General features: G+C 58.6%; 11 protein-coding genes. 5 read left to right on the forward strand and 6 right to left on the reverse strand.

What is annotated here, in order from left to right:
* Positions 1 to 14 precede the first annotated feature (14 nt).
* The 4 genes from cueR to GOW93_RS16980 all read right to left on the reverse strand — a co-directional run bounded on the left by cueR (position 15) and on the right by GOW93_RS16980 (position 4288).
* Positions 15 to 404 carry a Cu(I)-responsive transcriptional regulator gene (gene cueR / locus GOW93_RS16965; RefSeq protein ID WP_170386945.1) on the reverse strand — a complete coding sequence of 130 codons (390 nt, stop codon included), beginning with the start codon at positions 402 to 404 and terminating at the stop codon, positions 15 to 17.
* Positions 401 to 2881 carry a heavy metal translocating P-type ATPase gene (locus GOW93_RS16970; protein WP_170386947.1) on the reverse strand — a complete coding sequence of 827 codons (2481 nt, stop codon included), beginning with the start codon at positions 2879 to 2881 and terminating at the stop codon, positions 401 to 403. Before GOW93_RS16970 ends, cueR begins: the two co-directional genes overlap by 4 nt.
* A 310-nt stretch (positions 2882 to 3191) precedes the next feature.
* Entirely contained in the window at positions 3192 to 3812 is a 621-nt protein-coding gene (locus GOW93_RS16975; RefSeq protein WP_170386949.1) for a pyridoxamine 5'-phosphate oxidase family protein, read from the reverse strand.
* Positions 3813 to 3823: 11 nt separating this feature from the next.
* On the reverse strand, positions 3824 to 4288 hold the full coding sequence (locus GOW93_RS16980; RefSeq protein WP_170386951.1) for a DUF1348 family protein: 465 nt from the start codon (positions 4286 to 4288) through the stop codon (positions 3824 to 3826).
* A 258-nt stretch (positions 4289 to 4546) separates the two neighbouring features.
* Between GOW93_RS16980 and GOW93_RS16985 the strand changes: the two genes are divergently transcribed.
* Together GOW93_RS16985 and GOW93_RS16990 are read left to right on the forward strand one after the other, a co-directional pair.
* The gene (locus tag GOW93_RS16985) at positions 4547 to 5110 is read left to right on the forward strand and encodes a TetR/AcrR family transcriptional regulator (RefSeq protein WP_170386953.1); all 564 of its coding nucleotides are present in this window, start codon (positions 4547 to 4549) and stop codon (positions 5108 to 5110) included.
* 106 nt (positions 5111 to 5216) lie between these two features.
* On the forward strand, positions 5217 to 6374 hold the full coding sequence (locus GOW93_RS16990; protein WP_170386955.1) for an acyl-CoA dehydrogenase family protein: 1158 nt from the start codon (positions 5217 to 5219) through the stop codon (positions 6372 to 6374).
* A 100-nt stretch (positions 6375 to 6474) separates the two neighbouring features.
* Here the strand turns inward: GOW93_RS16990 and GOW93_RS16995 are convergent, their stop codons facing one another.
* Complete coding sequence (locus tag GOW93_RS16995) at positions 6475 to 7356, reverse strand: LysR substrate-binding domain-containing protein (protein WP_170386957.1); 882 nt, start codon at positions 7354 to 7356, stop codon at positions 6475 to 6477.
* Between the two features lie 188 nt (positions 7357 to 7544).
* On the opposite strand from GOW93_RS16995, the gene GOW93_RS17000 reads away from it, so the two are divergent.
* The 3 genes from GOW93_RS17000 to GOW93_RS17010 are packed head-to-tail and all read left to right on the forward strand — an operon-like array spanning position 7545 to position 12079.
* Entirely contained in the window at positions 7545 to 9737 is a 2193-nt protein-coding gene (locus GOW93_RS17000) for a dehydrogenase E1 component subunit alpha/beta (RefSeq protein ID WP_170386959.1), read from the forward strand.
* A complete protein-coding gene (locus GOW93_RS17005) occupies positions 9734 to 10768 on the forward strand; it encodes an ACP S-malonyltransferase (protein ID WP_170386961.1) in 1035 nt (344 codons plus the stop codon). The genes GOW93_RS17000 and GOW93_RS17005 overlap by 4 nt, the downstream gene beginning before the upstream one ends.
* A gap of 39 nt (positions 10769 to 10807) precedes the next feature.
* Complete coding sequence (locus tag GOW93_RS17010) at positions 10808 to 12079, forward strand: NAD(P)/FAD-dependent oxidoreductase (protein ID WP_170386963.1); 1272 nt, start codon at positions 10808 to 10810, stop codon at positions 12077 to 12079.
* 3 nt (positions 12080 to 12082) lie between these two features.
* Here the strand turns inward: GOW93_RS17010 and GOW93_RS17015 are convergent, their stop codons facing one another.
* Positions 12083 to 12784, reverse strand: coding sequence for an SDR family oxidoreductase (locus GOW93_RS17015; RefSeq protein ID WP_170386965.1), 702 nt, complete (start codon positions 12782 to 12784; stop codon positions 12083 to 12085).
* Positions 12785 to 12804 lie beyond the last annotated feature (20 nt).

The raw sequence follows: 12804 nt of genomic DNA on the forward strand, positions 1-12804 counted from the left end.
AGAGCAACCCCGCGTCAGGGCTTGCCACCCAAATCCTGCAGGATCGGACAATCGGGCCGGTCATCCCCGGCACAGGCGTCGATGAGATGGCCCAACGTGTCCCGCATGGCATTCAGATCAGAAATCTTGGCCTCGATCTGTGCCAGATGTGCGCGGGCGACTTTTTTGACATCGGCACTGGCGCGGGTTTCGTCCTCATATAACGCCATCAGTGTGCGGCAATCTTCGATCGTGAAGCCCAAGGCGCGAGCGCGTCCCAGAAAGTTCAGCTTGTGTACATCGCTGTTGCGAAATCGGCGATAGCCATTGTCGTCGCGCATCGGTTTGATCAGGCCGATATCCTCGTAATACCGGATCGTCTTGGCGGGCAGGCCGGTTTGGGTCGCAACGTCTCCGATATTCACGGCGTGACCTCCTGTGTTTCGTGGCCTTGAGGTGCCTCAGGCAGGCTGGCGCGCACGCGGCGCAGGCGCAGCGCGTTCGACACCACAAAGACGCTGGATAAGGCCATCGCCCCGGCGGCAAGAGCCGGGGACAGAAGATGCCCGCTGATCGGGTACAGCGCACCTGCAGCGACCGGGATCAGTAGGATGTTATAGCCAAAAGCCCAACCGAGGTTCTGGCGGATGTTGCGCATGGTGCGGCGGCTGATCTCGACCGCATTGGCGACACCGCGCAGATCGCCGGACATCAACACCACATCCGCCGTTTCGATCGCCACATCCGTCCCGGTGCCAATGGCCACGCCGATATCCGCCGCCGCCAGCGCCGGAGCGTCATTAATGCCATCCCCGACAAAAGCCAGCGTGCCGAACTGGTCGCGCAGCCCGCTGATCGCTGCCAGCTTACCGTCTGGCAGAACTTCGGCTGTGACATGGTCGATACCCAGCTTGTCGGCCAGCGCCTGCGCCGTGCGGGCATTGTCGCCGGTCACCATTGCCAGTGTCAGGCCCATCGCATGCAGCCGCTCCAGTGTTTGTTGCGTGCCCGGCTTTATTGGGTCCGAGACGGCAAGCAGCGCAGCCGCCCGACCGTCGATAGCAACGAATAAAGGTGTCGCGCCTTGATTGGCGCGATGATCAGCCTCAGCTGACAGCGTCGCAAGTTCGATAGCGTTTTGTGCCATCAAGCGGGGCGAGCCGAGCAGAACATCGTGGCCTTCGACCTTCGCGCGCACACCCAACCCGGTGAGGGATTCAAACTCTGATAAGTCGGGAACCTCTTCAGGGCCCGCGCGGGTGATCGCAGTCGCAATGGGGTGTTCCGAGCGCGCCTCAACCGCTGCAGCCAGCCGAATAACAACGTCGCGGTCAAAGCCGTTCACAGTCGTGACACTCTCCAGTTCCGGCCGTCCCAGCGTCAAAGTCCCGGTCTTGTCAAATGCAATGACCTTGGCCTGTTGCAATTGCTGCAACGCATCGCCTTTGCGGAACAATACGCCCAGCTCGGCCGCGCGCCCGGTCCCGACCATGATTGACGTTGGTGTCGCAAGTCCCATGGCGCAGGGGCAGGCAATGATCAGAACCGATACGCCCGTAACCAGCGCCATCGGCAGCGCGGGCGCCGGGCCAAAAACAAGCCATATCGCTATTGTCAACAGTGCCACAGCTATGACAAGCGGCACGAACCAGGCGGTGATCCGGTCGACCAGCCCCTGAATTGGCAGTTTGGCCCCCTGCGCCTGTTCAACCATCCGAATGACCTGCGCCAGCACTGTATCCGCGCCGACCCGTGTGGCGTGCACGCGCAACGCGCCGGTGCCGTTGACTGTACCGCCGACGACCTGATCGTCGGGCGATTTTCCAACGGGTACCGGTTCGCCCGTGATCATGCTTTCATCAACGTATGAGGTGCCTTCCAGCACGTCGCCATCCACCGGCACCCTTTCGCCCGGCCGGATTTGCAGGATGTCCCCGACCGCAATGTCGGCGATCGGGCGATCAACGAACTTACCATCCACCTCAACGCGGGCGGTCTTGGGCTGCAACCCTACCAGCTTGCGGATCGCGGCTCCGGTGCGACCTTTCGCGCGGGCTTCCAGCACTCTGCCCAGCAGGATCAGCATCACGATGACCGAGGCGGCCTCGTAATACACATTGGCGCTGCCCTGCGGCAAAATCTGCGGAGCAAAGGTGGCTGTGACCGAGAACAGGTAGGCCGCCCCCGTTCCCAAAGCGACGAGCGCATTCATGTCCGGCGATCCGCGCAGCAGAGACGGGATTCCTTTTGCATAGAACACCCGCCCCGGCCCCAGCAGAAGAACTGTGGTCAGCGCGAATTGGATCAAATGACTGGTGTGGATGCCGATGGTCGCGTGAAGCCAGTGGTGGAAGGCCGGGATCATATGGCCGCCCATCTCTAAAACGAACACAGGCAGAGCTAAAACAGCGGCCAACATCGTCGCGCGCGTCAGGGCGGCAGCCTCCTTGGTTTTAGCCCGCTCGGCGGAGGTATCAGCCGTCGCGTCTGTCACGCGCGCTGGATATCCGGCATCAGTGCAAAGCTGCGCCAGAGCTTGCGGGTCTATCGCGCCTTCAACATAGCTGACCTGTGCGCTCTCAGACGCAAGATTAACCTGTGCCTCGACCACCGACGGATCGGCTGCCAACGCCCGCTCGATTTTTGATACGCACGAGGCGCAGTTCATCCCGCCGATACTCAAGCTCGTTTGCCGGACATTCGCCGGATATCCGGCAAGCGTGAGAGCATCAGTTAATGCGCTGACCTTGCCGTCATAGGTGACTTGTGCGGTCTCAGTTGCGAAATTGACGGTGGCGTCCGACACGCCCGGCACATCGCGCAGCGCCGTTTCTACGCGCCCTACGCACGACGCGCATCCCATGCCCGATATTTTCAACTGAGTTGTTCGTGGCGCTGCCATCCGACTCATCCCTAGTGGTTCTTCACCCTTCAAATGGGGGTTCCAGTCACGGGAAGGTCAAGGGGAATGGTGGGTTTTCTGGAAATATTCCCTTGAATGTCAATTGTTCGAAAGCTGCTTCATTAAAAGTGAGTCATGTGTAGCAGGTGGAGACGAGCGCACAGATTGAGGCGACGCAAAGAATGCAACCAAAAGGGCCAAGATCAAAAGTGCAGCCCCGATCAGGCATAGGCCGGCAATATTTAATGTAGATCGCAGCATTGGTGGGCCTTCTGAGTTCTGATGGGACTGGCTGTCCCGCTCAGCAGGATCAGGTGTGTTTTGTCAGTTCCTGCTTTAATTTTTCGTTTTCAGCCTGAAGCTGCGCCAATTGCTGACCCAGTGCGTTCAGATGCGGGCGCAGTTCAGCTTCAGTAAACCGAGGGGTAATGTGGCGCGGGCAGTTCCAGTCCAGTGCTTCCACCTGAATAATGACGGCACGTTCGGCAGGGGCTTGGGCACTTTCAGGGTAAAGGCTGGCTGCAGCGGCCTCACCTTCGGTAAACTCGACACGCCCTAGAACCTTGAGCCGCCGCTGGTTGGCGTAATCCATCAGGATCAGTGCAGTCCTGTCGTTGCCATCCAGGTTCCCGCGCGAAATATACTGTTTGTTGCCCGTGAAATCGGCATAGCCAATTGTCTGCGGGCCAAGAACTTTCAGGAACCCGACAGGCCCGCCGCGATACTGAACATAGGGCCAGCCTGTTTCTGAAACGGTTGACTGATAAAAACCATCGCGCGCCTCGATAAACGCCTTTTCCGCCGGACCGATCTGATGGCCTTGTTGCGGGCCATCCTCAATGAACTTCGCGTAAGTTTTTGCCGAACCCATCCTTTCCTGATGTGCCCGGACAGCGGGGGTGAAAGTCAGTTCGGAAAAGGCGCGCGGCATATCAGGTCCTTTCAGAGCCCAAGTTCAGACAGGCCCGGGTGACTGTCTGGGCGAGGGCCTTGGGGCCAGCGGAACAGTCGATCCTCTTCGGAAATAGGCAGATCATTCAGAGAGGCATGGCGTTTGGCCATTCGACCATCTTCGGCAAATTCCCAGTTTTCATTGCCATAAGACCGGAACCACTGCCCGCTATCATCGCGCCATTCATAGGCGTACCGTACCGCAATGCGGTTGCCGGAATAGGCCCATAATTCCTTGATCAGCCGGTAATCCAGTTCCTTGTTCCACTTGCGGGTCAGGAAGGCGTGGATATCCGTATGACCGCTCAGGAATTCAGCCCGGTTTCGCCATTGGCTATCATCTGTATAGGCCGGGGTCACAACATCTGCATCGCGGCTGTTCCAAGCATTTTCCGCCATGCGCACTTTCTGAATCGCAGTGTCTCGCGTGAACGGAGGCAAAGGCGGGCGGCTCATGTCATGGTCTTTCATACCAGTGCGGCAGCGATCATGGCGAGGGTCAACAAAACAGGGACGTATTGCGGAGAGAAAAGGCTGGCATGGCGTCTCATCTGAGGGCTCCAGGGTTTACTGATCGGTACATCCTGTTCTCAATGTGTACCGATCAGTAAACTTTTGCAAGTCTTATTTTGAAATCTGACCCGAGGTTTCATTGCGGTTGTCGTATGGCGCATTGAGCATTATGTACTGATCTGTACACCTAGGAACCGATACATGCGCCCAAACAAACGAGATGAGCTGGTCCGCAATGCCCTGCAGGTTTTTTATCGCGATGGGTTTCATGCGACCGGTATGGATAAGCTGGTTGCCGAAACGGGTGTCTCGAAAACCTCAATGTACAAGCACTTCCGCACCAAAGAGGACCTGATCCTCGCTGCTCTAAAATTGCGTGACGAAAGCTTTCGGGAAGACTTTTTGCATCGCATCAGCGAGATGTCAGATACACCAGCCGGACAATTGCTCGCCAGCTTTGATGCGCTGGGCGAATGGTTCCAGCAGGAAGAATATCGCGGTTGCATGTTCATCAAGGCTGGCGCGGAGTTTCAGGAAAAGGATCACCCGATTCATAAGCAATCGGCCGAGCATAAGCAGATCATGCTGGATCACTTTGCCGATCTTGCTCGCCGGGCTGGCGCGCGTGACCCCGGAAATCTGGCTTGTCAGATCCTGCTATTGCAGGAAGGTGCAATCGTGACGGCAGTGTTTCTGAAATCCTGTGAGCCCGCGCGAGAAGCCAAGGCTGCTGCTCAGCTTCTATTGGATGCTGCGCTGGCCTGATCGGGCATTGGGCGAAAAAGACGTTGCGTTGCAAGCCTGTTGACAGATTGGAAAGCGAAACCTCCCGCGCTAGCCTGATTGGCAAGACATAAGGGAAGGGTTTTGTATGTCGTTGTTTACCTCGACTGCGAGCTGGGTGACGGACGAGCACCATATGTTCGCGGAAATGGCAAACCGGTTCATGGAAGATGAATTGGTCCCCAATATCGACCGCTGGAACGAGAACGGCGTCGTGGATCGCGACATGTGGCGCAAGGCTGGTGAGATGGGGCTGATGGCCGGTGCGATACCTGAGGCCAATGGTGGTGTAGGGGGCGGGATCGGTTTCGATGCAGTTACGATGTACGCGCAGTGTTCGCACGGAGATTCGGGCTGGGGCTATGCCATTCAATCCATCGTGGTTCACTACATCAACGCCTATGGCAGCGAAGACCAAAAGCAGAGGTGGCTGCCAAAGCTGGCGTCGGGTGAGATGGTTGGCGCGCTGGCGATGACAGAGCCCGGAACCGGGTCGGACGTGCAAGCCATTCGCACGGCTGCAGAAAAGGACGGGAATTCCTACCGGTTGAATGGCTCCAAGATATTCATCACCAATGGGCAGTCGGCGGATCTGATCCTGGTGGCGTGCAAAACAGACAAAACCCTAGGGTCCAAGGGGGTCTCTCTGATTGCCGTCGAAACCGAAGGCGCAGAGGGCTTTCGAAAAGGGCGCAACCTCAAAAAGCTGGGGATGAAAGCCAATGACACGGCCGAGCTGTTCTTTGAGGACGTCAAGGTGCCGATGACCAATCTTCTGGGCGCTGAAGAGGGGCAAGGGTTCTATCAGATGATGAGCCAGCTACCGTGGGAGCGACTGACCATCGGCATCGGGGCGCTGGGCGCGATCGACTTCGCCATTGCCGAAACGGTGAGATACACGCAGGAACGTAAAGTGTTCGGTCAACGTGTGATGGATTTTCAGAATACGCGGTTCAAGCTGGCAGAATGCAAGACCAAAGCCGAGGTTCTGCGCAGCTTCGTCAATGACTGCATAGCGCGGCTTGAGGCCGGAACGCTGGATGCGGCGACAGCCTCGATGGTGAAATACTGGGGCTCGGAAGTGCAGAATGAGATCATGCATGAGTGCCTGCAACTGTTTGGTGGCTATGGGTACATGATGGAGTACCCAATTGCCCGCCTCTACGCCGATGCGCGCGTACAGATGATCTATGGCGGTACCAATGAGATCATGAAGGAACTCATCGCTCGTTCGCTGGATAAATAATCAGATCAAAGCCTCTTCCGCCCGTAGTCAATGTTTCTTGCGAAACATCTCCTCCCGTTGGGCCAGGCAGGTGCCTTGGGTAAAATTTGACGTGTGCAGGTTATATCTGTTCTTTCAGCCATGCCCGGAATGATTTGAGCGGTTCCGATTCCGCTCGGGATTGTGGCCATACAAGAAAGAACTGTCCAAGGCTTACCCCGGGACCTTGCCAGGCTAGAACCAACCGCCCGGCCTTGAGGTCTTCTTCGATCAGGTAGCTGGGTAGCAACGCGATACCCAGGCCATGGATGGTCGCCTGGCCCATGGTCGAAAACTGGTCGAACAACATACCGCGAATTCCGGTGATCTCGCGGCCTTGTGCGGCGAACCATTTCTCCCAGGCGTCGGGTCGTGTTTCGAGTTGCAACAACGGAGCCTGTGTCAGCCATCCGATATCATCTGCGTTGTCGGGCAATAGACCAGGCGCGCACACAGGCAGGACATCTTCGCGCATGAGGGAGAGATAGTTAACCCCCGCCCAATCCCGTTGACCGAAATGAATCGCGGCGTCGAAATGATTGGTTTCGAAATCGAACGGGCGTAAGCGCGTGTTCAGGTTTACGGTAACTTCCGGATGGCGGCGGGCGAAATCCTGCAGGCGTGGGGCCAGCCAGTGCATGCCAAAGGCGGGCAGGATGGACAGGTTCAGCGAACCGCCCGTCGGGTTTGCCTTGAGCTTCAGCGACGCCTGCGCCAGTTGGTTCAGCGCAGCGCGGGCGACCTGAACGTATTCCTGCCCCGCAGGGGTCAGGTGCAGCCGCATCTGGCTGCGTTGGATCAGGTCGACGCCCAATTGCTGTTCCATCGCCTTGAGCTGTCGACTGATCGCACTTTGTGTCAGCGAAAGCTCTTCCGCAGCGGCTGAGGCGCTGCCAAGGCGATCGACCGCCTCAAGTGCCAGCAATGAGGGGATCGAAGGCAAAAACCGACGCGGGGCAATCATATGACTAATCCTCATACCTTTCGAATGGAATATCACTGGCTTTTACCGGGCGCCAGTCCGATACAAATCTAGGTTTTAAAGATGGGCGCAGCTTTGTTTTGCCTCTGCTTGCTAAAGCCTGCAAAAAAGGGGCGTACCGGGTTTGCGTTTACGCCGGTATGTAATTGGAAAGGATCAGGGAACAGGCCATGGATCGCGCTCAGATCGTTCACGAAAATTTCCTGACCCGCGTGGCTCGGCGCGATTTTCCCGATGGTGCGACGCCGCGCTCGGGTTTGACCAACAGCGATGCGGTATCACTGTTCAGATCTCAGGTTCTGAGCCGGGCGCTGGACCGTACCAGCCGCGCGATGCAGAAAGCCGGGCAAGGGTTCTATACGATCGGGTCCTCTGGGCATGAAGGGATGGCAGCCGTTGCCCATGCGTTGCGACCAACCGATATTGCATTCTTGCATTACCGAGACGCGGCGTTTCAGATCGCCCGGGCCGAGCAGGTGCCTGGTCAGCAGATTACCTGGGACATGCTGCTGAGCTTTGCATGTTCGAAAGAAGACCCGACTTCCGGTGGTCGTCACAAGGTGCTGGGCTCCAAAGCGCTGATGATCCCTCCGCAAACCTCGACAATTGCCAGCCACCTGCCCAAAGCAGTCGGCGCTGCCTACAGTCTAGGAGCGGCAAGGCGACATGATCCCGAGCATCGCGAATTGCCTATGGACGGGATTGCGGTCTGCTCTTTTGGGGACGCTTCCGCCAACCATTCCACGGCGCAGGGGGCGATCAACACCGCCGGGTGGACCAGTGTGCAGTCGATGCCGCTGTCGCTGCTGTTCGTGTGTGAGGATAACGGGATCGGCATATCGGTTAAAACGCCGACGGGCTGGATACAGATGTCGATGGAACATCGGCCGGGTATCAAGTATTTCCAAGCCAATGGGCTGGATATCTACGAGACTTATGCCGTTGCACAAGAAGCAGCCGATTATGTGAGGAACCGTCGCAAACCTGCTTTCCTACATTTGAAGACAGTGCGCCTTTACGGTCACGCAGGCGCGGATGTTCCGACCACTTATCTGTCGAAAGCCGAAGTCGAGACAGATGAGGCCAACGATCCCCTGCTGCATACAGTGCGATTGCTGGACCATGCGGGTGCGCTGACCCCGGAACAGGCGTTGAAAATCTACACCGACACCTGCGCCCGTACGGATCGCGTTGCGGCTGAGGCGGCAACACGCCCCCACTTGACCAATGCGTCCGAAGTGATGGCGAGCCTGATCCCGCCGAAACGCAGCTGTAAACCCACCAACGGCCCCGGCGCCGAGGCACGAACCAAGGCATTCGGTGGCGATATGCGCGCGATGGGTGAGCCCCAGCCCATGAGCCGTTTGATCAACTGGGCGCTGACCGATCTGATGCTGGAACATGCTGAGATCGTCTGCATGGGCGAAGATGTGGGCCGTAAGGGCGGCGTTTATGGCGTGACCCAGAAGCTCCAGCAGCGTTTTGGTCCCGACCGCGTAATCGACACCCTGCTGGACGAGCAGTCCATTTTGGGCTTGGCGATTGGCATGGGCCATAACGGGTTCATCCCGATCCCCGAGATTCAGTTCCTCGCCTATCTGCACAATGCCGAAGACCAGATCAGGGGTGAGGCCGCGACCCTGCCGTTTTTCTCGAATGGGCAATTCTCGAACCCTATGGTGTTGCGGATTGCGGGTTTGGGGTACCAGAAAGGGTTCGGCGGTCACTTCCACAACGACAATTCTCTGGCCGTGCTTCGGGACATTCCGGGCGTTATCATTGCTTGTCCGTCGAACGGGTCGGATGCTGCGCAGATGATGCGCGAATGTGTGCGCCTCGCGCGTGAAGAGCAGCGGGTGGTGGTGTTTCTGGAGCCTATCGCGCTCTATCCGATGCGAGACTTGCATGAGGCGCAGGACGGTGGGTGGATGACAACATATCCTTCACCCGATCAGCGTATCGCGCTGGGCGAGATCGGAATGGACGGAGATGGCACCGATCTGGCCATCGTCACTTATGGAAATGGACACTATCTGTCGCAACAGGCGCTGCCCGAGTTGGCAGCCGCAGGCGTGAAGACCCGTATCATCGACATGCGCTGGCTGGCGCCTCTGCCAGTCGATGCCCTGCGCGAGGCGACTAAACCCTGCGCGCATGTTCTGGTCGTGGACGAATGCCGCCGCACAGGCAGCCAGTCCGAGGCACTGATGACGTTCTTTGCCGAAGAACTCCCCTCAACCCCAACAGCGCGCGTCGTGGCCGAAGACAGCTTTATTGCCACCGGCCCGGCCTATGCAGCGCCGCTGCCGTCCAAGGACGGAATAGTTGCGGCCGCGTTGAAGCTGACCGGAGGTCGTTCATGACCCGCACAGCCGTTCTGATTTGCCCCGGTCGGGGCACGTACAATAAGCCTGAGTTGGGGTATCTGCACCGTCATCACCGACAGCAGATGGACCTGTTCCGCAGCTTCGACGCAATCCGCGCCGAGATGGGGCAAGAGGCCGTGACCGCGCTGGACGGAACGAGCCGGTATACGATGAGCAAGTATTCGCGTGGCGACGTCGCCTCTCCGCTGATCTATGCTGCGGCGCTGGCGGATGCACAGGCTCTGGCCGAAGATATTGAGGTGGTTGCTGTCACGGGGAACTCGATGGGCTGGTACATTGCCCTGGCCGCTGGGGGTGCGTTGTCCTCGCAAAACGGGTTTCGTGTGGTGAACACGATGGGCACATTGATGCAGGAGCAGCTTATTGGTGGTCAGCTGGTTTACCCGTTTGTCGATGACAACTGGAATTATGACGCCACACGCAAAGCTGACCTTCTGGCCGACGTTGCGCACATCAACGGGATGGACGGTTGTGATCTGGCGCTGTCTATCGATCTTGGGGGAATGCTGGTCCTAGCCGGGAATGAGCCAGGGTTGGCGGCGTTTGAAGCCTCTCAACCCGTTGTTCAAGATCGGTTTCCGATGCGGCTGGCAAACCACGCGGCGTTTCACACAGCCTTGCAGGCCCCGGTCGCTGCAGAAGGGCAAGCGAGGCTGAGGCCAGACCTGTTTGGCCAGCCAGAGTGTCCGCTAATTGACGGGCGCGGTAAAATCTGGTGGCCGGGGGCGACGGATACACAAGCGTTGTGGGATTACACGCTGGGCCATCAGGTGACCGAGGCTTACGACTTTACCCGCGCCGTCCAGACCGCCGCGCGCGAATTCGCGCCTGATCTGTTCATCGTTACCGGCCCGGGCGCGACGTTGGGCGGTGCTGTGGCACAATCACTTGTTCTGGCGGATTGGAAAGGCATGGAGGACAAGGCGGCGTTTCAAGCGCGGCAAGAGACCGAGCCCTTCCTGATTGCCATGGGTCGCGAGGATCAAAGGGCGCTTGCAACTGGCTGACCCAACCCAGATGATCCGCGAAGTTGCAAGGAGCCCCCATTGAGCGACCACAACAAAACCCTTTGGCTAAAAACATGTCGCGAAAAGGCCGAGACTCGCCCTTTGACCGAGGGGGCAACCGTTGATCTTGCGGTGATTGGCGGTGGCTATACTGGGTGTTCCGCTGCGTTGACTGCGGCGCAGGCCGGGGCGTCTGTTTGCCTGCTCGAGGCGCAAGAGATCGGGCATGGAGGGTCAGGCCGCAATGTCGGACTGGCGAATGCAGGGCTTTGGGTGCCGCCCGACGAAATCCGCGCCTGTCTGGGTCAAGACGCGGGGGACCGGCTGATCTCTCTTTTGGCAGAGGCGCCTGCAGATGTGTTCGATTTGATCGAGCGGCACGGTATCGACTGTGATCCAGTGCGCAACGGGACATTGCATTGCGCGCATTCTGCGTCGGGATTGCGCGATTTGCAGGCGCGTCACGAACAGTTGGCCGGCACGGGGGCGCCGGTTAAAATGTTATCGGGCGAACAGGCCGCGCGCCGTACCGGAAGCGCGGCGTTCCACGGTGCTCTATTCGATCCGCGCGCGGGGACGATCCAGCCGCTGGGTTATGTCCGGGGTCTGGCCCGGGCCGCTGCTGAGGCCGGGGCGAGAATTATCTCTCATTGCCCCGTTGAAAAAATGCAGCACGCCAATGGCGTATGGACATTGGAAACGCGTCAGGGCGTGGTGCGCGCGAAGTCGGTGATACAAGCCACCAACGCCTACCATCAGGGTCTTCAGGCTTCGGCTCCGGCTTATGTGCCGGTTTATTACTTTCAGTTTTCAACCGCTCCGCTGTCAGACAATTTGCGTGCAACTATTCTACCGGGTGGTGAGGGGTGCTGGGATACCGGGCTGATCATGACCTCATTCCGGATGGATGCCGAGGGGCGGCTTGTCATCGGTGCAATGGGTGATCTTGCGCAGGCAGGCCGCGTTGCTCACACTGCCTGGATTAGGCGCAAACTTACCGAGCTTTTTCCGCAGCTTGCCGGTCAGTCGCTGAACGACGGATGGCACGGGCGGATTGCCATGACTTCGGACCACCTTCCAAAGATCACGCAAATTGGCCCCAATGCTTTGTCAGCGCACGGGTTTTCCGGCCGGGGTATTGGACCGGGTACCGTTTTTGGCCGTCTGATGGCCGAGAGTCTGTTGCAGAACGAACCCTCGCTGCTGCCGGTGCCCGCAGTGCCTGAGCATCGCGAGAGCTGGACCAGCCTGCGCCGCGCCTATTTCGAAACCGGCGCGGCGCTGACGCACCTTATCAAGGCGCGGTTCTGAACCTCAGACAGACCGGGTGATGCCGCCATCGACACGGATGTTCTGGCCAGTGATATATCCGCCGCCCTCAGATGCCAGCATGGCGACGACCGAGGCGATCTCATCATAGCTGCGTCCATACCGGCCCATCGGGATGCGTGCGCGGAATTCTTCTTTCTCGGGTAGGCTGTCGATAAAACCGGGCAGGACGTTGTTCATGCGAATGTTGTCTGCTGCATACTGGTCCGAGAACAGTTTGGTGAATGCCGCCAGCCCGGCGCGGAACACGCCCGAGGTCGGAAAGACCGGGTCAGGCTCGAAGGCGGCAAAGGTAGAAATATTGATAATCGAACCGCCGCCCTGCGCCTGCATGATCGGCGTGACCAGGCGGGTGGGGCGCACGACATTCATGAAATAGACATCCATGCCTGTGTGCCAGTCTTCGTCCGTCAGTTCCAGCACCGGTGCGCGAGGGCCATGCCCAGCCGAATTGACCAGCACATCAATGCGCCCCCAATGGTCCAGCGCCACATCGACCAGTTTCTGCAGATCGTCGGTCGACTGGTTTGAGCCGGTTACGCCGACGCCGCCCAATTCTTGTGCCAATATCTGGCCCTTGCCCGAGGACGAAAGAATGCCAACTTTGAACCCGTCAGCGGCCAGACGTCGGGCGGAATCTGCGCCCATGCCACTGCCGCCTGCCGTGATAAGCGCTACTTTAGTCATGTGATATCTCCGTTTTGCTC

Origin of the sequence: Ruegeria atlantica (assembly GCF_013032455.1) — a bacterium.
GTDB classification, from domain to species: domain Bacteria; phylum Pseudomonadota; class Alphaproteobacteria; order Rhodobacterales; family Rhodobacteraceae; genus Ruegeria; species Ruegeria atlantica_B.

Coding starts and splice junctions, on each gene's coding strand:
- GOW93_RS16970 (WP_170386947.1), bottom strand. CDS start 2,881: ATGGCAGCGCCACGAACAACTCAGTTGAAAATATCGGGCATGGGATGC.
- GOW93_RS16975 (WP_170386949.1), bottom strand. CDS start 3,812: ATGCCGCGCGCCTTTTCCGAACTGACTTTCACCCCCGCTGTCCGGGCA.
- GOW93_RS16980 (WP_170386951.1), bottom strand. CDS start 4,288: ATGAGCCGCCCGCCTTTGCCTCCGTTCACGCGAGACACTGCGATTCAG.
- GOW93_RS16985 (WP_170386953.1), top strand. CDS start 4,547: ATGCGCCCAAACAAACGAGATGAGCTGGTCCGCAATGCCCTGCAGGTT.
- GOW93_RS16990 (WP_170386955.1), top strand. CDS start 5,217: ATGTCGTTGTTTACCTCGACTGCGAGCTGGGTGACGGACGAGCACCAT.
- GOW93_RS16995 (WP_170386957.1), bottom strand. CDS start 7,356: ATGATTGCCCCGCGTCGGTTTTTGCCTTCGATCCCCTCATTGCTGGCA.
- GOW93_RS17000 (WP_170386959.1), top strand. CDS start 7,545: ATGGATCGCGCTCAGATCGTTCACGAAAATTTCCTGACCCGCGTGGCT.
- GOW93_RS17005 (WP_170386961.1), top strand. CDS start 9,734: ATGACCCGCACAGCCGTTCTGATTTGCCCCGGTCGGGGCACGTACAAT.
- GOW93_RS17015 (WP_170386965.1), bottom strand. CDS start 12,784: ATGACTAAAGTAGCGCTTATCACGGCAGGCGGCAGTGGCATGGGCGCA.